The sequence below is a fragment of the Streptomyces roseoverticillatus genome, assembly GCF_000719265.1.
GTDB lineage: Bacteria > Actinomycetota > Actinomycetes > Streptomycetales > Streptomycetaceae > Streptomyces > Streptomyces roseoverticillatus.
In genome coordinates this window covers 153,477-179,421 of the sequence record NZ_JOFL01000007.1, presented here as the reverse complement: position 1 = coordinate 179,421, position 25,945 = coordinate 153,477, and the positions used below count along the sequence as shown (strand labels likewise).

The window sequence follows — 25,945 nt, the reverse complement described above, 5'->3', positions numbered from 1 at the left end:
TCGGACCCGCCCGTTAACGTGGGGGCGTGGCGCCGGCCCCTGGAGGGCGGCACCGACGAAGACGACGGAACGAAGGAGATGCCGGGGTGCGACCGACCCTCGCCGCCGAGCAGGTACGCGACAGCCTGAGCCAGTACCTGTCGACGACGTACGCGCTGGCGGACGAAAGCACCCGCAGCGCACTGGAGCAGTTCCTCGGCGACCCGGAGGACGGCATCTTCCGGGGACCGTACCTTCGCATCCGCACGCCCTTCCGCCCGGCGGAGGGCGATGCCTGGCAGCGGCATCTCACCTGGTGGCCGCGCGTCAAGGACTTCGTTCCCCACCGCCATCAGGAGCGGGCCTGGGAGCGCCTCTCGACGCTGCACGGGCCGGCCCGGCCCACGCTGGTGACCACTGGCACCGGCTCCGGCAAGACCGAGTCGTTCCTCGTCCCGGTGCTCGACCACTGCCGCCGCGAGCGCGAGGCCGGGCGTGAGGGCGTCAAGGCCGTCCTCCTCTATCCGATGAACGCGCTCGCCACCGACCAGGCCCACCGCATCAACGACTACCTCGACAGCCCCAGGGACGCGCGGCTCAGGGACGCGGGGGTGCGCGCGGCGCTGTACATCGGCGACAAGGCCTCGAAGGAGTTCAAGCAGGCCAACCCCCGGGTGGCCGTCGACCGGGACGAGATCAGGCGCACCCGCCCCGACATCCTGATCACCAACTACAAGATGCTGGACCTGCTGCTCCAGCGCCCCGAGGACCAGCGGCTGTGGCGCGGGGCTGACGGCTCCGCACTGGCCTACGTCGTCCTGGACGAGTTCCACACCTACGACGGTGCCCAGGGCACCGACGTGGCCATGCTGCTGCGCAGGCTCGGAGCGGTCGCGGGCCTGAACGAGCCGGGGCGGCCACTCGGCCCGGTCTGCCCCGTCGCCACCTCGGCAACCCTGGGTGAAGGCGGGTCCGGCGCGTCGGGCGGCTCCATGCTGGACGTGGCGGAGCAGGTCTTCGGTGTACCGTTCCCCCCCGAGGCGGTGGTGGGGGAGGACCGGCGAGGTGCACAGGACTTCGCGGGCAACAGCGACTTCACGCTGCCGTTCCCGTCCCCCCACGAGGTCGCGGAACTCGGTGACCCCACTCGTGACCGTGAAGCCCTGGACCAGCTGGCCGCCGCCTTCACCGGCAAGAGCGGCCTGAGCCCGCAGCAGCTCGGCAGACAGCTGCGCCGCCACCGGCTGACCGCCGCCGTCCTGGAGATCCTCGACGGCCGCCCGCGCACCATGGCCGAGATCATGGATGTCCTGCCCCGCTACGCCTATCACTGGGGCATGGCCGTTCAGCAGAACCCGGCTGTGGCCGCACAGGCACTCGCCCGCTACGTCGCCCTGCTGTCGACGGCCCGCGACCCCGACTACCCCGCACGGCCCCTGCTGTCGATCGAGGTCCACCATTGGGTGCGGTCGGTCTCCCGTCTGCTGCGTGGCGTCAGCGCGGCAAGGGCCGAGTTCCGCTGGGACGACGAGCGGGTCGCCGCCGGCGGCAGGCTCGCCGCGCGTACGGGTAGCGGTGCGGTCGGCAGTGGCTCCGGCACCGTACCGACGGACGACGCCGCTCAGGCCGTGCCCGCGGGCGACAGTGCTCCACCGCCCGCCCAGGTGTTCCTGCCCGCCGTATTCTGCCGGGAATGCGGTCGATCCGGCTGGGCGGCGCTCTCGCCGGAGGCGGACCCGGCCGAGCTGGACATGAACGCCACGAAGATCCGCCGGGCGTCCGTCGGCCGCGACAAGAGCCGCGTCCGCAACATGATCTCTGCAACCCCGCAACAGGCGTACGACGCAGCCTTCGTGACCGAGAAGCCACGCAGCGGTCCGACCGTGATGGTGCTCGACGGGCTGAACGGACGCCTGCGGCCGCTGTCGCCCGAGGCGGACTTCCATGCGCCGCACGACGGCGCGGGACCGCGGGTGGCCAAGCCCCTGCACGACGCCGCGTTCGTATGGGCGGACCTCGCCGACGACCGGGCGGCCCGGGACGACCAGTGCCCGGCCTGCCGGACCTTCAACGCCATTCGCTACCTCGGTACCGGCCTCGCCGCCCTCGCCGCGGCCTCCATCACCCAGCTGTTCACCGGCGGAGAGCTCGACAAGAACCTGAAGGAGGACAAGACCCTCCTGTTCAACGACTCGGTGCAGGACGCCGCCCACCGGGCCGGATACGTGGCCAGCCGCTCGTACACCTTCTCCTTCCGTTCTCTGCTCGCCAGCCGCATGGACGAGAACGAGCCGATCGCGCTGAGCGACCTGGCGGCCGACCTCATCGCCGATGTCGTCGACAGCAAGGCCGTACAGGCTGCTGTGATCCCGCCCGATCTGCACGCCGTGCGCGGCGTCGACACCCTTCTGTCCGGGCGCAGCCGCGGCTCCCGTGCCACCTGGGAGCTCATCGCCCAGCGCCTCGCCTTCTCGGCGGTCCTGGAATTCGGGCTCAGATCCCGGCAGGGCCGCACCCTGGAGCTGACACGCACCGTCGCCGCGGACGTTCCGCTGGAGGATCCCGACGCCGTCGCCGAGATCGTCCGCGAGCTCCTCCACACCACACCCGGCGACATCTCGCTCCCGGACGGCTCCCTGCCGGGCCCGGACCGCTGGGTCGGCCACGTACGCGGCCTCCTCGAACGCCTGCGCACGCGCGGCGCGATCCGGCACGCCTGGCTCGACGACTGGCTGAACGAGGCGGGCGTGCGGCGCTGGCTCATCTGGGGAGGACGCAAGACCGGCATGCCGGCCTTCCCGCCCGGCGTGTCCGCCCCGGCCTTCCTCCTGGGCAGCCCCAAGCAGGGCAGTGACGACTTCGACGTGGTCACCGGCCGCCTCGGCTGGTATCAGGACTGGACCCGGCGCAGCCTCGGCCTGAGCCCCGACGCGGCCAACGCCTTCCTCGTCCGGCTGCTGCCCGCGCTCGTCGACGCCGGCGTGCTCTCGGCTCGTACCACCAAGGACGGCACCACCCGCGTCTACGGTCTCCAGCCCGGCCACGTACAGGTCCGCAAGCTGGCCGACGACCGTGTGGCCGACGCGTCGGCGCACTGCCCCGTCTGCTCCTGGGAGCAGACCGTCCATCCCGACCTGGCCGACCAGTGGCACGGACAGCCGTGCCCCCGTTACCGCTGCGGCGGCCTACTGCGCACTGGTCAGGACCTGGAGAGCGGGGTACGGCGCCGCGACTTCACCCAGGACTTCTACCGGCGGATGTACCGCGAAGCAGGCGTCTTCACGATCAACACCGCCGAACACACCGGCACCCTCAGCCGCCCCAAGCGGGAAGCGGTGGAGAAGGCGTTCCGCGCGGGCACCGGCGCCCACTACGCCAACCCGCAGGTCCTGTCCTGCACGCCCACGCTGGAACTCGGCATCGACATCGGAGACCTCTCCGCGGTGGTCCTCGCCTCGCTGCCCAAGGGGCCGGCCAACTATGTGCAGCGCGTGGGCCGGGCCGGGCGCGCCACCGGCAACGCCTATCTGCTCACCATGGTCGACCGCGGCCCCCGGGACCGCTACTACCTGGACGATCCCCGGCAGATGATCGCCGGTGACATCCAGCCGCCCGGTTGCTTCCTGTCCGCGATCGAAATCCTGCGTCGGCAGTACCTCGCGCATCTGTTGGACCTGACCGGTGCGGGCCGTCTACCCGCACCGGACGCCGACGGGGCGGCGCTCCGCCCGATGCCCCACCTGGCCACCGACCTGTTCGGCCCGTCCGCGTGGCTGTCCGAGTTCCAGCAGGTGGCACTGGCCCGAGGCGCTTCGCTCGTCGAGGAGTTCCTCGCGCTCTTCCCGCCGTATGACGAGGCGAAAGGCACCGGCGTGAGCCCGCAGGCGGCCGACGAACTGCGTGCATATGCCACCGGTGGCCTCGCCGAAGCCCTGGACAAGGCGCGTGCGCAGTGGGAAGACCGGCGCGGCGAGATGCAGCGCCGGATCCAGGCGATCGACGACGCGCACCGGGCCCTGGTGGCCGGTGACCCGGAGCACGAGCGGCAGGGCCGGGAACTGCGCGCCGAACGGCGGGCCGTGTCCCGGCGGGCGGGCGAGATCAGCCGTGCCACGGCGCACGGCACGCTCGTCGACCTCGGGCTGCTGCCCAACTACAGCCTCGTCGACTCCGTGACCGAACTCGAAGCCACCCTCACCTGGCGGGAAGAGGGCAGGGAAGGACAACCCGAGCACCACAGCAAGGTGCTCAAGTACGACCGTCCGGCGCGCCTGGCCCTGAGTGACTTCGCACCCGGCAACCACTACTACATCCAGGGCTACAAGCACCGGATCACCGGGCTCGACATAGGAAGCCCCAGCCGCCCGGCGTGGCTGTGGTGGCGGGTCTGCCCCGACTGCGGTCACGCCCGCACCCACAAGGCGGAGCAGGATTCCTCGGCGTGCCCGCGATGCGGGTCCGCGGCCATCGGCGACGTCGGCTGCCTGCACAAGGTGCTGGTGCCCCACCGCGTGCTCGCCCGGGACCAGCGCGACGACGTCCGTGTACGCGACGACACCGACGAGCGCGATCGACGCCACTACACCGTCGTACCGGCCGTGGACATCCCGCAGGAACACATCGAAGCGGGATGGCGGCACAAGAAGGCCACGTTCGGCTGGGAGTTCACCCGGCAGGCCGTGATCCGGCACATCAACGTGGGCGCTTCCCGTGTGGACACCGGGGCGGACGAAGCCTTCGCGGGACGCCGCGTACGGCTCAACCCCTTCTGGGTCTGCGACTCCTGCGGATACGCCGACGCCGACGGCGGACCCGCCGCCGCCCACGCCGGGCAGCAGGACGCGCTCGTCGCGCACCGGGCCACCAAGTACCACCGCCCTTGGTGCCCACGGCTGCGCGACGGGCTCGGTGAGACCCGGGCCGCGCAGCAGGGCGTCAGACTGCTGCTCGCCCACGAGCTGCGCAGTGAGGCACTGCGCATCCTCATCCCCGCCGTCACCGCTCACACCCAGGAGCGGCTGGTCTCCTTCAAGGCCCTGCTCCTCGCGGGCATCGCCCAGAGCTACGGCGGCGACCCCGACCACCTGGCCGTGGTCACCGACTCGATGCCCGAGCCCGGGAGCGACGTCCGCAGGCACTTCCTCGTGCTGTACGACGCTCTGCCCGGCGGCACCGGCTACCTGCACCGGCTCGCGGGCCCCGACGGGCTGCACGACGTGCTGACCAGGGCCCGGCAGGTCATAGAGCAGTGCCCGTGCGTCGGCGAGGACCGGCCCGCCTGCCACCGCTGCCTGCTGCGGCATGTCGACGACGGCGAATACGAACTGGTCTCGCGGGAGCACGCCCTGGACATGCTCGGTGAGCTCCTCGGCCGTGCCGGCGACGGCTGGGACATCGAGGAAGCCGCCACGACCCGGGACATCACCCTCGTCCAGCAGGTGGAGAGCGAGCTGGAGGCGCTGTTCCGCCGGGGGCTCATGGCCTGGGCGGAGCGCGTCGACGAGGTGAGCGTGCGCACCGCGCTCACCCCAGACGGAGAGCGCGACACGACGCTGCGGTTCACCGCACCCGACGGCAGAGTCAGCGGCTGGCGCATGGAGACGCAGACCGACCTCGGATTCACCGTGCCCGACGTGGTCTTCCGCAGCCTCGACGACGACCGCAGGCGGGTCGCCGTCTACCTGGACGGGTACCGCTACCACGCGAGCCCCGACCACAACCGCATCGCGGCCGACGCGGCCAAGCGCACCCGGCTGCGGGCCGGGCACGGCTGGCAGGTCTTCCAGCTGACCTGGGACGACGTACGCGGCTGGACCGGCGAGACGAAGCCGCCCGCTGCTCCCGTGTGGGTGCCGTACCAGAACACGGCACAGAAGACCGCGTCGGACATCCACCGCCGCGTACACGGCGGTGACCCGCGCGACCTGCCGCGCTTCGTCTGGGCCAACCCGGTCGAGACCTTGATCGGCTACCTGACCACCCCCGACCACGAGGTGTGGAGGCGCCGTGCCCAGAGTGCCCTCGCCGGTTTCGCCGCGGTCTCCGCGACCAGCCGGGCCCTGGCGGACGGACCGGAAGTCGGCCATCGCATCGCCGAGGCGCTGACGGGCAAGCGGCTGTCCGGCGGCCAGGGCGCGGTGCAGGTCATGGCGACCCAGGACGGCAGCGGGTGTCCCTTGACGATCGCGCTCGACCTGCGCCAGGGACAGGCGGGTGCGACGTGGACAGCGCTCACCGTGCTCGACGACAGCCCGGACGCGGTGGGCGGCGACGAGAACGCCCACCGCAGGCGCTGGCAGGCATGGCTGTACTGGACCAATCTGCTGCAGTTCCTCAACGAGGGCGAGGGCGACGGCGTGCAGCTCGCGTCCAGCCAGCTGCCCGGCTTCAACCCTGTGGAACTGGCCGTGACCGGTGGGGCGGGCTGGCTGGAGTCGCAGCGACCGCGGCGCGAACCCGGTGCGGAAGGGGAAGCGACCGCGGCGCCGCACACCGCTCCCGCGGCCGAGCCAGCCGGGGCGGCCGTGCGTGACCCCGCCTGGGACGAGGTCATCGAGTACCTCGTGGAGGAACCCGGGCTCGCCCAACTCACCGACGGGCTGGCGGGGGCGGGAGTTCCCGCGCCCGAGGCCGGATACGAACTCGGTGAAGCGGCCTGGCCCGCCGAACTGGCCTGGCCCACTCACCGCATCGGTGTGGTCCTCGCCCACCGGCGAGGAGCCGACGGCACCGAGGACCGTGACGCGGAGGACCGCGACCAGGCATACGCGGCGGCGGGCTGGATGGTACGGACCGCGGTGGAGTGGGACGCCCGGGAACTCGCCGAAGCTCTGCTGCGGCCCGCCGGAGCAGACCACCGCCCGGCCATGAACGACGACGAGGAGCACGACCGATGACCAGCACCGGCTCGCCGACCGCGGGCGCGACCCTGCGCCTGCTCGACAAGGCGGACAAAGAGATCGTCAAGCTGGACCGGGCGATCGTCGGAGCGGTCTACAAGTTCCAGCACGAGTTCCGCAAGAACCCCGAGGCGGCAGGCTTCGACCTCAAGCCGCTCAAGGGACACGAACGGCTGTGGTCCGCGCGCGTCAACCGCGAGTACCGGGTGCTGCTGCTGCGCCTGGACGGCAACGACTGGCTGCTGGTTTCGGTCAAGCACCGCGGACAAGTCCACCGGAACCTGGACCGGCTCGCGTACGGCATCAACCAGATCACCGGCGCGATCGAATACGTGGACCTCCAGGTCGTGGAGGACGACGTCCTGAGCCGGGCCGTCTCCCCGGCAACGCCCGCTCCCGAACCGACTGCCGAGCCGGAGGGCCAGACACCGCTGTTCGCGCAGTACAGCGCGCAACAGCTGGCGGACCTGGGGGTGGCCGAGCCCCTCATCCCGATCGCCCTCAAGCTCACCACGGACGACGAGCTGCTCGGGCTCGCCGAGTACGCGCCCCGGCACACCGGGGAGGTGCTGCTCCGGCTGCGCGACGGGGTTCCGTACGAGCAGGTCGAGGAGGAAGTCACCGCGCCGGTGGCGATCGCGCCCGAGGAACGCCGTGAAGGCCCCCTCGCCGGGGACTGGCAGGCGGCGGCCGATCGTTCGCAGGCCGTGGTGATCACCGATGACGAGTCACTGCGGAGCATCATCGAGGAAGGCGACTTCGGGCGGTGGAAGGTCTTCCTCCACCCCACGCAGGAAAAGCTGGTGCACCGCACCTTCTCCGGCCCGGCCCGGGTCGGTGGAGGCCCCGGCACGGGGAAGACGATCGTCGCCCTGCACCGGGTCAAACACCTCGTGGACCAGTTGCCGCCCGGGCACAACAAGCCGGTCCTCCTCACCACCTTCAACAAGAACCTGGCCGCCGACCTGCGCTCCCGTCTTCTCTCGCTCGGCGGCCCGCAGACGCTCGCCCGCGTCGACATCCTGCACGTCGACCAGCTGGCCACGCGCGTGGTCAGCGAGTCCGACCCCGGGAACACCAAGCGCAAGATCGAGGACGCACAGGCCCTGCGTGAATGGCGCCAACTGCTAGTGGAGGCCGGTGAGAACCGCTGGGACGCCGAGTTCCTCAGCGACGAGTGGAACCAGGTGATCCTCGGCCAGGCCGTGGCATCGCGCGCCGACTACTTCCTGGCCCGGCGGGCGGGGCGGGGCCGCAGCGTCTCCCGCGCCGACCGGGCCGAGATCTGGCAGCTCGCCGAGCGCTTCACCCAGCGCCTGGACACCAAGGGCCTCGAAACCCATCGCCAGGTCGCCGAGCGTGCCGCCCAGCTGGAGATCGCCCGCAAGAACAAGATCGAGGAACGTCGCCGGCAGCAGGAGGAACGCGGCGGGCCGGGCAACATCCACGCGGAGTCGGGCACCGGTGCCTGGCTGCGCTACCGCTACCGGCACATCGTCGTGGACGAGGCCCAGGACCTCGGCGCGGCACACTGGAAGATGCTGCGCGCCATGGCGCCGCAGGAACCCGACGACATCTTCCTGGTCGGCGACACCCACCAGAGGATCTACGACAACCAGGTCACCCTGGGCAGCCTGGGCGTCAACATCCGGGGCCGCTCGGCCAAACTGACCCTCAGCTATCGCACGACGCGCGAGATCCTCGGATCCGCGATCGGCATCCTCGAAGGGACGGACTACGACGACCTGGACGGCAGCGCCGAAGACCTGGCGGGATACCGGTCGGTGCTGCACGGAGGCCGCCCGTCCCTGCGGCGAGCGGCCAGCTGGGACGAGGAACTCGACCTCGTGGTGGATCAGGTGCAGGCGTGGCTCGACGTCCCACGTGAGTCCGTCGCGGTCTGTGTGCCTACGAACGACATGGCCGACGACGTCGTGTCCCGGCTCGGCCGGCGGGGAATCATGGCCGCGAAGATCACCGGGGACGGGCCGCGAGGGAATGAAGGGGTGCACGTCGGCACCATGTACCGCTTCAAGGGGCTGGAGTACCGCCGCATGATCATTGCCGGGGTCTCGGACGGCCTGGTTCCCCGCTCGGCCGTGGACACCTGGGAACGGACGGACCGGCTGCGTCACAGGCGCGAACTGCAGCGGGCCCGCTCCCTGCTGTTCGTCGCCGCGACCAGAGCGCGGGATGCCCTGACCGTCTCCTGGCACGGTGAACCCAGCCGGTTCCTCCGCCCTCTGGGAGTGGACCGCCCTCGGGGGTGATACCGGGTGTGCCGTGGAGCGGTCGATCGGCTGCAAGGGAGACTTGGATGATTCAGCAGGCCCTGCCAGCGGGTTGTAGTGCTTGCCGGAAGGTCCTGGTGGTGGGTGGGGGCCTGGTACGGCCTGCCGCACGAGGTGTCGCCCTCAGTGTGAGCAAATCAGTGCGGAGGAGCCTTGCTACCAGGGGAGCGTCGAGTGGTTGCACCTAGCGCCCGCGTCCGGCACTTGGCCCTCGGGCGCACACTGATCGGCGGCTACTGCCTCAGTGAAATCGTCGCAGTGGCCGACGCGGCAGCGGGCCACGATGCGTTGGACTGGCTAAGTCCGATCGTCGGTCCCCTCTCGGGCTGTGCTGGTTGCCTTGTCCTCGCTTCCGGCTGGGCAGGCGCCGCAGCCACCACAAAGCCAACGCACCGACTACCGTGCCCTGCACCCACTGTGGATGACGGCCATGCAGGTCGACGGGCGCTTGGCGCTGGGTGGCCCACTGCGGACGTGGGCGGAATGGTTTGGACACCCGGGACCTTGGTGGCGCACCACCCGCCGCACTCGAAAGATCCATGACCGGCAGCTCGCCCTGCGCCCATGGGTACCGGCTGACCTCGTCGAGGTCGCCCGCCGCCGCGGAACAGAGCGCGACAGCCTGGAACCGCAGGAACGGGAGGCCGCGATCGCGGCCGCGGGCTTCGGCGGCGGTGTACGTGCCCGCGCGGCCAAGGGCGACACAAAGAAGGGGACACGAAGTGAAACCTGATTCCGACGCACACACAACCTTGTCGTGGGCGGAGGCCGTCTACCGACGTCTAGCCTTCACTGAATTCAGCGAGGATCTCGCGTTCGGCCTCAATATCGGCTTCTACCGGACCTTCGCCGTGCCCGAGATCGCCGAGGTCCTAGTTTCCACCAGGCGGATGACGGAGCAGACGGAGCTCCGTGCCAAGATGACCGGCCAGATGATGTACCTGCTGTTCCGCGACGGACTGGACAGCGAGCAGGGCGCGCAGACCGTGGCCGCTCTCAACCGGATTCACAGCCACTGGCAGATCGGGAACGACGCGTTCCTTTACGTCCTGGCCTGCTTCGACGTCGCCCCGATGCGCTGGTGTGACACTTACGCGTGGAGGTCTGCGACCTTAGGGGAGAAAGAAGCCTCCCATGTCTTCTACCTCGGCCTTGCTGACCGTATGGGAATTCACACAGCCCCGCCGACATGGGGCGAGTTCGCGGCCTGGATGGACTGCTACGAGCAGGAACACTTCGCTCCCACTCCTGAGGCAGCTGAGCTGTGGGCCGCCACACGGGGTCTCCTCGTCAACCGCTTTCCAGCTGTCCTCGGCCCTGCAGTCCGCGCTGCCGCCGATGCACTCCTCGACGAGCCACTACGCTGCGCCTTCGGAGCCCGCCGTCCGCCCGGTCCCGTACGCGCACTGGTCTCTGGTGTAATGCGGCTGCGTGCCCGTCGTGTCCGCCGTTCCCATGCCGATCCCAACTACCGTCCCTTCCTGCCGCCCGCCGTGCGTGATCTCGGGGGATAGCCGTGACCCGGACGGTAGCGGAGGTCGCACTTTTGTGTGAAGGGTGTCGCGAAGTTGCCTGTAGCGCCCATTCTGTACGTAATGCCCGTTCGCGATCGGCTCGGTAAACCCACGGGAAACCGCATCTGACCTGTGTTTTTGCCTGGCGTGCATGATGCGCGCTATGGGTGTTAAGGGTGAATTTCTTACGTGGAAATGACGCTCATTTGACGCTCGTTCTGATGGGGCATCGCCTCGTTGGAGGTGCCGGTCAGATGCCCGTGGAGGGCGGGTTTGCCCCGCCGGAAGAACGCGTATGGACTCTAAGAGTTGGGGCCGTAGGGGCTCCAGCCGTGGAGGAAGGGTTTCAAGTCCTCGGCGCGAGGTTCCGGGACTTTTGGCAAACGGGGCGGTGCGTTCAGAGGATTCAGTCGTTCCAAGTGCGCGTCGGCCCATGCGGTCCATGCCTCGGTCTCGGCTTTGACCTGCCCGGTCGGCAAGGCCCCCACTTGCAGGCGGACGGCGCTGAGGTACTCGGCCAGGCGGGTGGCGCGGCGCCACGCTTCCTCTTGCGCCTCGAAGTGCTTCACGCGATACGCCTCGGCGTGCTCGGCGCGCGCCTGCTGTATTGCGGCTTCCCAGCGCAGTCGCTTCTGCTTCGCGGCTTCCAAGTCGGCCAGCCGCTTGCGTTCGGCGGCTTCCCCTCTTAGGTCCACTTCCTGCGCGATCTCCGCGAGCTGGTCCTCAAGGGTTCGGTCTGTAGTGTCTGCCCACTCACTGGCCCGGTGTGGTTGGCCGCCGCTGACGGTGATCCGCAGGCGGTCGGCCGGGGTGTAGTCGAACCGAGGGATCTTGACCCAGGAGTACTTCTTGGCCTCCGCGAGCTCCTTCTCGGTGGGCGTATGCTCGCTCCGATCCTGCTCCTGGATGATGAGGAAACCACACTCCTGCCCCTTAGTGGTGATCGTGAAGTGGGATGGGGCACTTCGCCGCCGATGAGGCAGAGGCGCGCCGCGAGTTGCCCCGATCTTACTGCTGTGACCTCGCCTTTGAGCCGCGGTGATGAGCGCCTGAACAAGCCGCAAGGCCCGCGCTTGCACGGCCTTGGTCAGCCCCATGGGTGGGGATTGGCTTTGCAGGGCTCTGACCACGGCATGGGGCTGAGTAAGCCTGGCAGGTACGGGGATGGGTTCGAGGACGGCCAAGCGCCAGGCGGGAATGTCCATCAGCCGGATCTCGTAGCCCTCGCGGCACCAGCCTCCGTACAGTTCCTTCGTCTTGGGAATCCTCCCGGATCTGCGCGCCGCGCTCACGCGGGCCGGCCAGTTCACGGCATTCGGGCCGCGTGTACTGTTCTTGATGATCCGGCCGCCTGCTTCGGCAAGTTCCTCCAAGAGCTGTTCGGCGACCGTCTTACGTGTCTGCCATGCCTGCGGGGTTTTCCGCGGGACGGCTGGTACAGCCGGTTCTGCGGCTGCAATACCAGTGGACTCAGCAGGAACCGCAGGAGTCGGCTTCTGCACCGGTGTGGTGAGTCTGGCCTGAGGCTGTGCAGGTGGGTAGTTCCCATGCTGCAGGTAGTGCCGGCCGGCGCTGGTCAGTGTGGCGCTCCACTGTCCTTGCCGCTTGGAGACCTTGAGCAGTCCACGGTTCTGCAGGGCCTGGCAGCTGATCTTGTACGAGCTGGTCTCCCACACGCCGTCAAGGCATCCCTGCTCCACCCACTGCAGCACCGACAGCTGGCGTTCGTTGAGCTGCTGCTTCACATGACCTCCAGCTGGAGCCAATGCACCTACCGGCATGTTGTCAGCCACGGCCGACGGCTTCGGGGGTTTTGGGAGAACGGCGACGGCCGAGGGCTTTGGGGGCGTGTTTCGCTCGGAGGTGTGGTTGGCGGCGGGCATCCGGGCCTTCAGGGGTTTTAAACAGGGTGCGGAGGTAAGATTTCTTCTACGTAAGAATGAATCTACGTTCTGAGAGAGATCCGGGAAGGGCAGGGCGCGACGCGCGGCCGTAATCCGGCGGCCGAGCGGGCCGACCTGCGGCGCTGGCGCACTCGACGTTGCCGGGCGCAGAGCTGGTCTCCGGGTTGCAGGCGGGGGACTGGAATCAGGCTCTGCGGTCACTGGCTGTAGCCGTTCCGGATGATACGCCCAGCATCGCGGTGATCGACGAGGTCCCGTGGCTGGTCGAGCAGGACCAGGAGTTCGAGTGCGCCCTGTGGACAGTCTGGACCGGAATCTGGCGGCCAAGCCGGTGCTGCTGCTGGTCGGCAGCGACATGTCTGTGACGGAGGCGTTGCAGTCGTACGGGCGGCCCTTCTTCGGGCGCGCGGCGAAGATGACTGTACAGCCGCTCCACCTGGCCGATGTGCGGACTATGACGGGTCTGGACGCGGCAGATGCAGTGGATCCCTCGCTGATCACCGGTGGTTTTCCGGAGATCGTGCAGGCGTGGCGGCCGGGCATGAGCCGACTGGATTTCCTGTGGGAATCGGTGGCCAATCCGCTCTCGCCGCTGTTGAATACACTGCAGGCCAAGCGGATGCTCGCAGTCGACCTGCCGCTTTCGGCCAAGGCTGACACCCGGAACAAGCGCTACCGCATTGCCGACCCGTATCTGCCGTTCTGGCTGGCCTTCCTGCAGCGCGCTATTCCTCTCGTTGAGCGGGGACGGAGCGACGTGGCACTGGGGCGCATCGAACGTTCCCGGACGAGCTGGCGCGGCTGCGCGGTCGAGCCGCTGATCCGTGAGTGTCTCTGCTGCGGTTGCTGCCTAACAAGGACTGGCCGGGGACCGAAGCGGTAGGGGGCTGGTGGAACCGGCAGAACAACCCTGAGATTGACCTGGTCGGCGCCGACCGTGAACCAGTGGCAGGGAAGGTGCACTTCGTCGGCTCGGTGAAGTGGCTGGAGAGCCAGCCTTTTGGCCGCCGTGAGCGCGACGTCCTCGTGCGGGACATGCTCGCCGTCCCTGGTGCCACGCCCGACACCCCGCTGGTCGCGGTCTCCCGCCGCGGAGTGGCCGACGGGGTCCCACTCGCCGCGCACTGGGGGCCGGAGGATCTCGTACGGACTTGGTAGTCGCGTTAGCCTCAGCGGCCCATTACCCGATTGCCTGGCTCGGCCGCTACCAAATCCCTCAGAATCCACCTTTTCGGGTACGTGGTCTGGCATGCTCATCAGCTCCGTGCCCACCCTGCTCTTGTCCCTCGGAGGACATCTCCTCCATGGATCCGAGACCGAGAGTGAGTCATGGTTCATCCGAGTACTTCACGCATCTTCGACGCCATTGAAATCCAAGTAGCGGAGTACAGCGAGCGTTTCCCCGCTGCCCGTCTCTGCCTCGACGCTGTTGAGTCCGGTGCGCTCGCGGGATCACCAGCCCTCTCCTTACCTGCAGCTCGCCGGATCGCCTTGGACCCCGAGGAAGACCCAGCGCGACGCGATGCAATCTGGCGACGATTGGTCCAACTCGGCCAGCAGGACCGGACTGGTGACCCTGACCGGATGTGGAGCCTTGTGGTGATGTGGATGCTACTCCCCGGACTCCGCCGCTCAGTTGGGCGCCTGGCGCGCTACTCCCGTGCCGATATACAGGACATCTGTTCAGTAGTCCTGCTCGGCGCTTTGGAGGCGCTCCATGCTGCCGACCCCGAACGCCCCGGGCTCGGCGACCTGTTGTGGCGTGCAGCCAGCAGCGTAGGGTGGCGGTTTGCGAAGGCTGCCGCGCGTGAGTATCCGGTCGAGGATCTGGAGACAGCCGGTGGGCGTCGCGAAGCCCGGCTCGATGAGCCGGTAGATTCCGGCAAGGTGGTGCACCGCGGAGTGCCGGGCTCCTGGGCAGAGACCGGGGCCGACACCGTTCAACGCGAAGGTGAACGCCTTGGCGCGGTGGCCCATCGCCTGGGGCTCGGCGAGACCGTAAGCGTCACCCGCCTGTGCGCACAAGCCCGCACCATGGGGCATCGCACACCCAAGCGCACCCATGGGCGAACGAACCGTACAGCATTCCGGAACGATCCCTCATGACCGAGCGTTCCGGACCCACGCTGACTTTCCCGGAGCTCTTCCGGCTTCCGGTGACGGTCGATCTGTACACTGCGGCACGCGCGCTGGGGATGAGTCTCGGCACGGCCTACCGACTCATCGGCCGAGGCGCCTTCCCCTGCCCCGTTGTCCGCCCCGGGCACCGCTATCGCGTACCGACTTCGGCCCTCATGCGCGTCCTTGAGGTGGAGAGCCGCGCTGTCTACCTGGACGATGTGGATGCGGGCGCAGAGTTCGCCCGAAGGTTTGACTGAAAGGCGGTTCGAAACCTCCTGCAGGGGGCCAGATCTGAGGTACCGAAGCCTGTGCCGTACCTGCAGGGCCCGTTGCGAGCCGACGGCCAGGCGACCGGTTGGAGCGCGTGGCTCGATGTCATCACGGTGCAGAAGCGGGCTCGGGCAAGGCCGGCCACGGCCGATTGCAGGTCCCGGCAGACGAACAGCGGGGGCAGCCGATCTTGTTGGCCAGGTGCAGGGGATTGCTGTGCGTGCGGCGGTGGCCGTTCCGGGTGGTCTGCACCCAGCTGCCGTTCTTGCTGGTGACCGAGCCGTGCCAGTCCTCGAGCTCGATCAGGCATACGCGGCCAGGGGGCGACGACAAGGAGGCCGATCTCGCGGACGTGACCGCTGTTCGCGGTGAAGGTTCGACCAGGCCAGGGGGGGCGGAGTCGGGCAGCAGCCCGCGGAGGGACTCCAGGCCGCGGCGCTCATGGACGAACTCGGACTCGGTGACCATGGTCCACCAGCCTTCACACACGCACTGTCCCCCCCCCCCCCCCCCCGCGTCTTGATCCTCGTGGTGAACGGCCGTCCGCCTGTTGTCCGCCTCGAGCAGGACAATTCCGGCAAGCCGATCTCCATCTGCATATGTGGATCGTATAATCCTGTCTATCGGCGAGGGGGGCCAGCTGACGTTGTGCGGGATTCGAGCGGGAGAACCGTCTGATCCCACATGCCGTGCCGCGGGCCGGGGAACTCCGGTGAGCACCCTCATGAGTGACGACCAGTGGGGAAGAGCGTGGCGAATCCGGGGGCCTTGGGCGCCGGCGACAAGGTGGAGCGGCTCAAGGCGATCCTGGCGGGGTGGCGGTCCTCGCTCGTCGACTTGAGCGGGCGCAACCGATTGCTCAACTTCCGGCACACCAAGGCGGCAACCCTGGAGATTGTGTCGCCCTCGGTCGGCATTCTCTGCGACGGGCTCGGTCGGGGATGGGACTTCGCTCCCCTGCCCGAGGAAGAGCCGCTGCTCGATGAGAGCGAGCTCGCGTCGGCGGAACCGGAGAACCTGCCGGACACGCGGCGCGCCGACGCCGACACCGGGATCGTCACCCAGAAGAAGACGAGCCCCGCCCTGCTGCGTGCCCAGCGCAACCTGCGGAGCAAATCGGTCCAGATCTTCAACGACTACGGCTTGTGGACGCTCCAGCTCGGTGTGGGCATGCTGCGCTGGAGCGACGACGGGGCGCAGACCGGCAGCGACGCACCGCTCGTGCTGCTGCCGGTACGGATCGAGCGCTTGGCGAACGGGCGCATGCGGCTGCGGGCGAACGAGGACGAGGAACCCCGGCTCAATCCGGCACTGAAGGTGAAGCTGGAGCAGTTCGGCATCGACTGGACACCGGTGGCCGACCTGGACCCGCTCGACATCACCGCCGTTCTGGAAGCCGCCGCCCGCGCTGTGGAGGGGAAGGTGGGGTGGACTGTCTCCTCCCGGGCGGTTGTCTCGCTGTTCGCCTCGCACAAGGAGTCGATGTACCAGGACCTGCTGGACAATGAAGAGCGGGTCGTCAGCAGCGATCTCGTCCGAGCCCTCGCCCTCGGGCCGGAAAGTGGTCTGGCGCCCGACCGGTTCGACTTCGAAGAGATCGACCTGGACCGCGTTGACGAGCTGAGCCCGCCCGAGGACAGCCCGCTCGTGCTCGACGCCGATGCATCACAGCGACAGGCGATCGCCGCGGCCGTGGCCGGGCGGTCCTTCGTCCTGGACGGGCCTCCCGGCACCGGCAAGAGCCAGACGATCACCAACATGATCGCCGGTCTCATGCACGCCGGACGCACCGTGCTGTTCGTTAGTGAGAAGGCCGCGGCGCTCGACGTCGTGCTGAACCGCCTCAAGGCCGTCGGCCTGGACTCGTACGCGCTCGCTCTCCACAGCCACAACACCGCCCGCCAGGCCGTCGCCCGGGAACTGGGCCGGGCTCTCACCGAGGAGCCGCAGGCGCCGAGGCTGGCCGACGAGGCGGTGGCGCGGGCCCGGGAGACCCGGCAGGCACTCAGCGCGTACGCGGACGCGATGAACGAGGTGCGGGAGCCACTGAGGCGCACGCTGCACGATGCGATCGGCAGGGTCGGCCAATTGTCCGAGGCGCCCGTGGCCTACCTCGGCCCGGGCAGCGACGGGGCATCTCCCGAGCAGCCCACCTTCCGGCCGGATGCGCTGGACACCCAGGGCCTGGAGACGATCACCCAGGCGGCCGAGGCCATCGCCGGTTCCTGGGACACGGTCGCCGATCCGGACTTTCCCTGGCGGGATCTACAGCCCGACGGGCCGCATCCCCGACCCGCGTTGGAGCAGGCCATGGCGGCTCGGGACGCACTGGCCGCCGCTGTGGCCCGGTACCGGGATCTCGCACCCGACGGCGAGCCCATCGACGACCAGCTCGCCATCGACCGCCTGATTCGTCTCCTGGGGCTGCTCGACTCCCGCGTCTCGCTCCCGGAGGGCTGGCTGACGACGGTACGGTTCGCGGATGCGGTTCTGGATCCTATCGACGCGCTTCTCGGAGACCTGCGCAGAACTGTACGGGCACGCGATGCCGCCCGGACCGCGGTCGGCGAGCGCTGGCAGGAGCTATCCCCTCGGCTGCAGGCCGAACCGGGGGACGCCGAGCGCGCTCTGAGAGCCTTGTCGCCGACCGGCCTCGATCTCGCGGACCTCACCGAGGAGCAGGCCCGTGTCGTCGCAGCCGAGTGCGAGGCTGTCGCTGCCGTCGTCGAGCACGCGCAGCGGACTCTGGCGGAGCTCTGCGATCGCGCGGGCATTGAGCAGGCAGTCGGCCTGGAGCAGGCCCGGAGTCTTTGCGCGCTCCTGGCCACGGCGGGCGCGGAGCACCGCCCGCCGGCAGGCTGGCTGACACCCGACGGGGTGCCCCGGGCCGAGACCGCGGCGGTGGCCGCGGTCGCCGACGGATTGCGGTGCTTCTACTCCCGCCGGGAGCGTGCGCTGTCCGCCCAGGCGCTCGCCGTATCGGCGGTGGGGCCCGGCTGGCGGAACATGCCGGCGGAGTTGCGCGCGGAGCCCTTCCACGAGGAGGTCTCGCTGGCCGCACTGGAACCGTGCGGCGTCGATGTCTTGGCGCTCACCCGGCCGCAGGCGGCGCGTCTCGCCGGGAGGTTCGAGGAACTGACCCGATCCCTCGACGCCTGGGGCGGGCGAATGGAGATCGCCGCGGACCTGCTGGGCATACCCCGGCCACAGTCGGTCGCGGAAGCTGAGGACCTGATCGCCGTCATCGATTCGGCCGCTGCCCCGTACAGGTGCCCGGACACCTGGCTCGACCCGGAGGTTCTTTCCCGCGCCCGGTCCGCCGTGAAGGAGATCGTCGCTGCGACGGATGCGTTGCGAGCCGCCGAGGCCGTCGCTCGCGACACTTTCACCGACGCCGTGGTGTCGGCCGAGGGCCTCCCCGAGACCGTGCAGCGCCTCACCGAGGGCAGTCGTGGCCTAAGCGCCCTGCTGTCCAGCCGTACCCGCGCGGACCGAAAGTTCATCGCTCGCCTGACACACGGCGGAGCGTGGCGAGGAGAGCTCTACACCAAGCTCCCACTGGCGCATGACTGGTACGCGGCACACTGTCGCTTGCGCACTCTGGCTGCCGGTCACGCCGGGCTGATCGGCGAATACGCGGGCGCAGACCTGCCCGACGCAGGAGCCCTGCGGGATGCCCTGGCGCACGCGGAGACCGTGCACCGGCTGGCGCCGGACACCGTCGCCCACCCTCGGCGACGGGCACGACTCGCGTCCCACGTCGCCGCCGGACGGGAGCTCGGCGCGGAGCTCCGCGACAGCGCCCCGGAACTGCGCCGCGGCTTGGAACACTGGAAGCGCGGCCTGGAGGAACCGGACCTCGACGCGTATGCCGACGACTTGACCAAGACGCCTCCGGCCGAGGCCGCCGCCTGGCTCCGCGCCCATACGGCGCCTCTGCGGCAGGCCGTCGCTCTGCTGGACGCAGTCTCGGCCGTCGGCGGCGACAGCGCCCCGGAACACACCCTCGCTGCTGCGCGGACCGCGATCGTCGCCGCGCACGCTGCACAACAGGAAACCGCCGCGTTCGACGCCCAGGCAGCGGACGACATGGCTCTCCTCGGCCCCTGGTACCGCGGCCTCGAAACGGACCCGGACAGCATCGACGAGAGCTGCCCTCAAGGCATCACGGGTTACGAGTCTGTCGGGCAACTCCTGCGCCAGGCCCGGAGCAGGAACGGCGGACAGCTGGAACCGCCGGCCACGGCCGAGCAGCGCGACCTGCTGGGCCGGTACGCAGACGGGAACCGGATCGACACGGAAGCCCTGTGCGGCGCGCTCGAAACCGCCGGCCTGGTCGCGCGGCTCGTTCCCGCCACGCTCGCCGATCCGACGCGGCGCTCCCGTCTGGCCGGTGTCCTGGCCGACGGCGCCCCCGTGCATCACGAACTGCTGGACAAGGGGACGGCAGTTCGCTGTGCCCTGGACGACTGGGAAGCGTTCACCAGGAAGCCGCACATCGCATCAAGAGGGTCCGTACTCCTCACGCTGCCGCTGGCCGGGGCGGCCGAGTGGTTGCGCGCTCATGCGGAACCGCTTGAGGACGCGGCCGATCTCGTCCGCTCCACGGCCCGTGTCATGGGCGACCGTGCTGTGACCCTCACCCGGGCCCGCGAGGCGGTGGTGGCGGTCAAGGCCGCGCGAGAGGCCGAGGACAGATTCACTGAGCATGCGGCGGACCACCGAAATCTGCTCGGCCCCCTCTACCGCGGGATGGATACGGACCGACACGAGGTGCGGGCCGCGGCGGACTGGGCGCAGGAGGTCCGGCGGACGGCTCATGGCAGCCACGCGGCGCCGTTGTGCGGATCGGCAGCGCGCATGATGCTGACCGCGTCGGCGGACGTTTCCGTCATGACGCGGAACGAGGACTGGCGCCGCCAGCTCGACGCCCTGGCCGGCCATTTCACATCCGCACGCGCCGATGAGCTGCGGCGCGAACTCGCCCGGTCTCTGTAGACGGCGCAGAAGGAGCTGGAGCGTCTGGACCGGGACCGGCACGGTCCGGAGACGTGGACCCAATGCGCCGGGGCCATGCGCCGACTGGGGAGATTCGGGCTCGGAGGGCTGCCCAGGCAGCTGGCGGAACGACAGGTCGGGGCCGAGGCCTTCCCCGCGGCCGTGGAACGTGCCGTGCTCACCGCATGGATCGAGCACCATCTTGCGCTCGATGCCCGCTTGAAGCCGGTACGCGCGACCGAACGCGACCAGCTGGTGGAGAGCTTCCGGACGGCCGACCGCGACCTTGTGGAAGCAGCCCATGCCGAGGTCATCAGTGCATGCAACGCGCGGCGCCCCCGCCGCACGTCGGTGGGGCAGGCGGCAGTGATCCGGCGAGAGGCCGAGAAGAAACGACGGCACATGCCCGTGCGCAGGCTGCTGGGAGAGACCCGCGAAGTCGTACAACTCATCAAACCCTGCCTCATGATGAGCCCGCTCACGGTCAGCCAGTTTCTGCCGATGGACTTCACCTTCGACGTGGTCATCTTCGACGAGGCGTCGCAGGTCCTTCCACAGGACGCCGTCAACTCCGTTTATCGTGGTCGCGCACTCATCGTGGCCGGAGACCAGAAGCAGCTGCCGCCCACGTCGTTCTTCACCACAGGGGCCGAAGAAGACGACGAGGACGAGTGGGACGAGAACACCCCCGTCGGCTTCGAGTCCGTCCTGGACATCTGCAAGGGCAGCGGTGTGCTGCGAAGCCTGTCCCTGCGCTGGCACTACCGCAGCCGTCACGAGAACCTCATCGCCTTCAGTAACCATGAGTTCTACGGCAGAGAGCTGATCACCTTCCCAGGAGCCCTGGAACAAGGACCGGACATTGGCGTGGAGTTCATTAAGGCCGACGGCGTCTACGACAGGGGCGGGCGCAGCAACAATCCCGTCGAGGCGGCGACGGTGGCCCAGAGAGTCATCCACCACTTCACCACCCGCCCTCATCTCACTCTCGGCGTGGTCGCCCTCTCCAAGGCGCAGGCTGAAACCATCGAAGAGGAACTCCACAAGGCCAGGGCCGGGCGCCCTGACCTCGACCGGTACTTCACCGAGGACCGTCTCGACGGCTTCTTCGTGAAGAACCTCGAAACCGTCCAGGGCGACGAGCGCGACGTCATCATCCTGTCGGTCGGTTACGGCCCTGACCAGCAAGGCAGGCTGCTCTCGACGTTCGGCCCGATCAACAAGGAGGGTGGCTGGCGGCGCCTCAACGTGGCCGTTACCCGAGCCCGTCGGCGCATGGAAGCCATCGCCTCTTTCCACGGAGGTGACCTGAAGGAGAGCACCAACAACAGCGTGCGCGCGCTCAAGCGGTACCTGGAGTACGCCGCGAACGGCCCGAGAGTGCTCCAGACCGAAGCCGCCGATCCGGACGCCGTTCCGGAGAGCCCCTTCGAGGAGGAGGTCTTTGCACTCCTGCGTGGCTGGGGGTACACCACCCAACCCCAGGTGGGTGTCGCGGGGTACCGGATCGACATGGCCGTACGCCACCCGGACGCCCCCGGCACCTACGCACTCGGCATCGAGTGCGACGGCGCCATGTATCACTCCTCGCGGGCGGCCCGGGACCGGGACCGGCTGCGGGAGTCAGTGCTCCGTGAGCTCGGCTGGCGTCTGCACCGGATCTGGGGGACCGACTGGTACCGGAACCGCAGGGACGCGGTGGAGCGGTTGCGTGCCGCGGTGGAAGCAGCCTGCGCGGCCGACCCGCACGCATCCTCTGCTGTACGGGTGACGCCACCGGTTGAATCCCTGGATGCGCCGGTTGCCGAAGATGTTCCCGAAGTCGTACAGCCCGTTCACTTCGTACCGGTGGTCGTCACCTCCGCGTCATGGAGTCGGCCGTACCAGGAGGTCGAACCCGCGCTGCTGGCCGAGGTGCGTGCACGTGCATGTGCCCGGCTGGAAGTGCCGGGTATCGAGCTCCAGGACCCTGGCGCCGCTGAGGCCATCGCCGAGGTGGCCCTCTGCACCGTCGAAGTGGAGGGGCCAGTCGAGGAGGAGCTGATCTTCACCAGGGTCCGCACGGCGTGGGGCCTCAATCGCTCGGGGCCGGTGGTCCGGGACAGAATCCAGTGGGCGCTGCGCAGCCTTGCACGCCAAGGCAAGATCGTGCGGATCGGGACGGCCTACGACCGGCCAGGGCGGGAGATCACCTGCATGCGTGCGCCGACATCGGAGTGCAACCGGAAGGTCGGGCTCGTCCCCGCGCTCGAACGCCGATTCGCCCTGTGCCGCGTGGTGGACGAAGGGCCCGGCACGCACCGCGAGGACCTGATGCGCGAAGCGGCACGGCTCTTCGGCTGGACCCGGATCGGTCCCGACATCCGTCGCGCGCTGACGGCGGACATCGATGCATTGATCACCGATGGACGCCTGGTGGAGACGGAAGGAGGGATCGTGCCGGTCGGGCTTGTTTGACACTCCGGGTATCTTTCGGCGGTCTCCGACCCGTTTCACAATGGGCCTGACCTGCGCTTCTGTTCCTGCAGCTGAGGTGAATCCTCTCCCTATGACCCATCACGTTGAGTGCGTAGCGATTTTGAAGCAGGCGAAGAAGGACGAGCGACCTGCTGTTTCAGAACGGCGTGATGGTCGCTTCACTAGCGGCATCAGAGCACTCCTCGGATTGCTGACGCTCACATGACGCACGTTCTGAAGCTCTTTCACACGGGGCTCACCGGCTCGGTCGTGCCTGCGGACGCAACCGAGCCGACTGTTCATTCATCTGCCTCAAGCCGGCCCGAGGCGAGTCGCCCTCGCTGATGGCTCCACTCGGAACGTGATGCGCTTGATCTCCCAGGAGCGGCGGTCCGCTCTGCAAGTTGGGCTGGATGGTGCAGCTTGTGGGGTGAGTGGACGGCTCGGCTCACGAGACGCCGAGCGGCTCCACCTCATTGTCATCGTCTACATCGGGTTCTGTGGTCAGTCCGACCGCTTCGGTCAGGTCCGGGTCGGGGTCCTCCGCGCTCTGCTGAGCATTAGCCGCCGCCGCCTCCTCGCTGGGGCTTTCGTCACCTTCTACGAGCATCGGAAGGACGTACGCCTGGGCAAGTCCCGCCAAATGGAGAGGGAGCGGGAGGGACAGCGCTGCGGCGTAGTCCGGCGCCTGGCGCAGCTGGTGTATGGCAAGGGCCAGCGCCTCGGCGTCATCGGGTTTTCCCGGTACGGGGGCGGCCGGGTCGTCGTTCTCGTGGCAGCCCAGCACCGCGATCTCCACCAGAGTCGGGTTCCAGGCGCTGGTGCCCGCCTGCGAGGTGAGGTTGCCTGCCGCGTTGACGCGGGTGGCAAGGCGGTCGAGGGCGGGCGAGACCGCATGGGTTCCGGGGCGCTCGGTGGTGCTGTAGAAAATCCGCTCGGGCGAGGGCGTACCGTCCTGGTGCTGGGGGGACGTCCAGAAGCCGGCCGGCTGTCCGTGCGGCTTGCCGGGTTCGGCCAGGCCCCACCACTGGGCGGTCTCCCGTCCGCCGCACCCACGGACGCGCACGAGGCGGAGTTCGTCGTCGAGTCGGCCTGCCGGGGCGTGACCGGCCTTGATCAGGTCCCGTTCGGTCCGGCCATCCTGCAGCCACGGCCAATGCAACCTGCTGTTCTGCGCGTGGGTGATCAGTGCGGTGGGCTGCCCGCGGAGAGAATGCAGTACGCGTTGGAGGAATGCCGCGGTCTCCATGCGCTGCTGGGTGAGGTTAGTGCGCCACTGCTTGCTGGTGACTCGGGGAGTCCCGGAGCGGGGGCCATCGTCCGTAGCCTCGGGGTCCGCGAATGCTTCAGGGGCGATCTCGGCCTGCTTCACCAGGCCGAGGAGGAACCGCGGATAGGGCACCCACGCCCCCGCGCTGTCGTCCCAGCCGCGTACGGCCGCGAGGCCTTCGCCCTCCGGCAGCGGGGTGACCAGGACGGCCACGGGAAGGTGCTTGGGCAGCCGGGTCGGACCGTCCTTGCGGCGCTTCACCATCCACACTGCCGCGTACTGCAGCCCGTCGGGGAGGTCGTCGCCGAGGGTGTGCTGAGGCAGGACGCGTACGCCGAGCTGGCGCAGGCCGTCGAGCCAGGAGCTGTGGGTGCGGTGGCCGAGGCTGTCCACGTTGTCGATCTTCCGGTCGGTGGACGGGGTCACGACGAACTGGGTCAGCAGCCCGGCGTCGGCGCACCCCAGACGGACGGCGAACTTGGGGTCCGTCGACGCCGGGCGGAAGGTGCTGCGGTGGGCGACCTCCACCAGGGCGAGTCCGGGGCGAGAGGGGTTCGCGCCGTCCGCGTGGAGCCATGAGCGCAGGGCCCTGCGGCGCTCGCTGACGGCCGCCGCGATGGCCGCGCCCTTTCCCTTGACGGTCGGGTCGGGCACGAGCCGGTCACCGAGTCCGTGGGCGAGAGGCAGGCAGCGCAGCCGGAGGGTGAGTTCCGCCGACCGCCATTCGAGGACGACCGGTGCTCCGGGCCTGGCATCGTCGAAGTCCCGGTCCGTGACCTGTTCGGCGGAGGCGCCGCCGTCACCGTCGAGTCCCAGGGCCTCGGCGAACTGCGCCACCGCTTCCTTTCGAACCTCGGGTGACTGCCACAGCAGCCGGGCCTCCACCACTGGCGGGCCGTCCTGTTCCGGGTCGTAGCCGGCGATCTGGGACTGCGCCGCGAGTGCCACGCGCCGCGCCTCGGTCTCGCGCAGCAGCTCGGTCTTCTTGGCCTCGTCGGTCCTCGGCTTGGGCCGCCGGTTCACCGGTGCTCCGATGCCCTTGCCGCGGCCGCGCATCAGATCGGGTACCCGGACCACTGCTTCAGGGAGGGCCTGCTCCGCCCATTCGGTCAGCTGGGCTCGCTGGTTGGGCATGAAGCCGGTGCCGATCTCGTGCTTCCCCATCCTGGTGCTGTGGACCACGGATGCGCGGACGCCGCGGCCTTCACCGATCCAGGAGACCGGCTCGGTGAGGAGTTGTTCGGGGTCGGGGAAGTTACCGGCGAGGCTGAGTCCGCGCAGGATGCCGGCCGCGTCGTTCTCCGACCAGACGAAGGTGTCGGCAGCCCGGTCGCGGCGCAGGCGGGCGAGTGCGTAGCGTTCGCTGGGCGGCGCTCCGGGCAGCCAGGGGATAGTGGGCCGTAGATGGACGGTAGTGGCGCCCCGGTAGGGCAGATTAAGGCGTTTGGTGGTCGCCCGGGTGTGGGTGGCCCATCGGCGTACGCCCCAGTGCAGGTGAAGGCGCGGCCTGGGGTCGAACGGCGTCGTGTGCAGGGAGATGTTCAGGACGACGGAGAACCACCACTCCTTGCGCTTGACCGTCCGGCACAGGGGCTGCGACATGAGTTCGGCGCCCTGGTCACGTGGCCCGCGGGGCAGGGCACGGAAGCGCAGCTCCCCGCCCTCGAAGGGGTAGGCGTCGAGAGTCAGGATGCGACGCGCCAGTGCGTCGGTGGCGAGCTGGAACTGCCGTGGTTCGGGGGCGGCAGTACCGCCCGGGGAGGTCGGGGTGGTGAGCAGTTCGACGCCGGTGACCGGCTGCCACGCGGGCAGGTTCCGCTTCAGGTCGGCGCTGCTCGCGAGCAGCAGCGAGCGGAACCCGGGATCTTGTACGGTGTTCTTAGGGCCGAGAGTGCGCAGCCAGGCGTCGAGGAGTTGCTGCATCGCGCGGTTCGGGAGAGGGCCAGGTGCCGAGGCAGGGACGTACATCCAGAAGTCCTCGGCGGCCTGCGGCCCCGGCTCGACGGGGGTCCGGGGCCGGGGCCGCACGATCACGTCGGGGGCGAGGGTCTGGAGCACGCCGTCGAGCCGGCGGGTGGGCAGGGTCAGCTGCTGCTTCTCCTCGTCTCGCCCGTGGTTGTGCAGTTCGAGGAGCCCGGCGCGCCAGTGTTCGGGAAAGGGAAGTGCCTGAAAGTCCTCGGTCCAGGGGGCGCTGTCCTCGGCCAAGTGGTACGCGGATCGGCGAATGTTCCTATACATGCCG

12 protein-coding genes and 2 pseudogenes are annotated in these 25,945 nt (G+C 69.2%); 10 read left to right on the top strand and 4 right to left on the bottom strand.

Going from position 1 to position 25,945, the window contains the following annotated elements; genetic code table 11:
* Positions 1-86 precede the first annotated feature (86 nt).
* From IF61_RS0110640 to IF61_RS0110630, 5 genes and pseudogenes are all read left to right on the top strand, one after another.
* A complete protein-coding gene (locus IF61_RS0110640) occupies positions 87-6,875 on the top strand; it encodes a DEAD/DEAH box helicase (RefSeq protein WP_030366055.1) in 6,789 nt (2,262 codons plus the stop codon).
* Positions 6,872-9,148, top strand: a complete 2,277-nt coding sequence (locus IF61_RS0110635) for a UvrD-helicase domain-containing protein (RefSeq protein ID WP_030366054.1) — start codon at positions 6,872-6,874, stop codon at positions 9,146-9,148. Before IF61_RS0110640 ends, IF61_RS0110635 begins: the two co-directional genes overlap by 4 nt.
* Before the next feature lie 356 nt (positions 9,149-9,504).
* Positions 9,505-9,594 (top strand): 50S ribosomal protein L32, encoded by a 90-nt coding sequence (gene rpmF / locus IF61_RS37715; RefSeq protein WP_157848593.1) that lies wholly within the window; start codon positions 9,505-9,507, stop codon positions 9,592-9,594.
* A pseudogene (locus IF61_RS37710) lies at positions 9,567-9,902 on the top strand (DUF6545 domain-containing protein); the annotation flags it as partial. The gene rpmF and the pseudogene IF61_RS37710, both read left to right, overlap by 28 nt.
* A complete protein-coding gene (locus IF61_RS0110630) occupies positions 9,892-10,683 on the top strand; it encodes an oxygenase MpaB family protein (RefSeq protein WP_157848592.1) in 792 nt (263 codons plus the stop codon). The pseudogene IF61_RS37710 and the gene IF61_RS0110630, both read left to right, overlap by 11 nt.
* Before the next feature lie 302 nt (positions 10,684-10,985).
* Here the strand turns inward: IF61_RS0110630 and IF61_RS36945 are convergent, their stop codons facing one another.
* The gene (locus IF61_RS36945) at positions 10,986-12,428 is read right to left on the bottom strand and encodes a hypothetical protein (RefSeq protein WP_030366052.1); all 1,443 of its coding nucleotides are present in this window, start codon (positions 12,426-12,428) and stop codon (positions 10,986-10,988) included.
* Between the two features lie 454 nt (positions 12,429-12,882).
* On the opposite strand from IF61_RS36945, the gene IF61_RS36940 reads away from it, so the two are divergent.
* Positions 12,883-13,470, top strand: a complete 588-nt coding sequence (locus IF61_RS36940) for an ATP-binding protein (RefSeq protein ID WP_245684473.1) — start codon at positions 12,883-12,885, stop codon at positions 13,468-13,470.
* Positions 13,471-13,532: 62 nt separating this feature from the next.
* The gene (locus tag IF61_RS36935; RefSeq protein WP_245684472.1) at positions 13,533-13,745 is read left to right on the top strand and encodes a hypothetical protein; all 213 of its coding nucleotides are present in this window, start codon (positions 13,533-13,535) and stop codon (positions 13,743-13,745) included.
* A 525-nt stretch (positions 13,746-14,270) separates the two neighbouring features.
* Here IF61_RS36935 and IF61_RS0110615 read toward each other — a convergent pair.
* Positions 14,271-14,612, bottom strand: coding sequence for a hypothetical protein (locus tag IF61_RS0110615; protein ID WP_157848591.1), 342 nt, complete (start codon positions 14,610-14,612; stop codon positions 14,271-14,273).
* Positions 14,613-14,689: 77 nt separating this feature from the next.
* Between IF61_RS0110615 and IF61_RS0110610 the strand changes: the two genes are divergently transcribed.
* Positions 14,690-14,965 carry a helix-turn-helix domain-containing protein gene (locus IF61_RS0110610; protein WP_030366050.1) on the top strand — a complete coding sequence of 92 codons (276 nt, stop codon included), beginning with the start codon at positions 14,690-14,692 and terminating at the stop codon, positions 14,963-14,965.
* Positions 14,966-15,167: 202 nt separating this feature from the next.
* On the opposite strand, the pseudogene IF61_RS36930 reads toward IF61_RS0110610, so the two are convergent.
* Positions 15,168-15,467: pseudogene (locus IF61_RS36930) on the bottom strand (nuclease-related domain-containing protein); the annotation flags it as partial.
* 279 nt (positions 15,468-15,746) lie between these two features.
* Between IF61_RS36930 and IF61_RS36925 the strand changes: the two are divergent.
* Both IF61_RS36925 and IF61_RS36920 read left to right on the top strand, forming a co-directional pair.
* Entirely contained in the window at positions 15,747-19,976 is a 4,230-nt protein-coding gene (locus IF61_RS36925; protein ID WP_245684471.1) for a DUF4011 domain-containing protein, read from the top strand.
* A gap of 174 nt (positions 19,977-20,150) precedes the next feature.
* A complete protein-coding gene (locus IF61_RS36920) occupies positions 20,151-22,433 on the top strand; it encodes a DUF3320 domain-containing protein (RefSeq protein WP_245684470.1) in 2,283 nt (760 codons plus the stop codon).
* A gap of 448 nt (positions 22,434-22,881) precedes the next feature.
* On the opposite strand, the gene IF61_RS0110600 is transcribed toward IF61_RS36920, so the two are convergent.
* Entirely contained in the window at positions 22,882-25,941 is a 3,060-nt protein-coding gene (locus IF61_RS0110600; RefSeq protein ID WP_043188588.1) for a pPIWI_RE module domain-containing protein, read from the bottom strand.
* Positions 25,942-25,945: the final 4 nt, after the last annotated feature.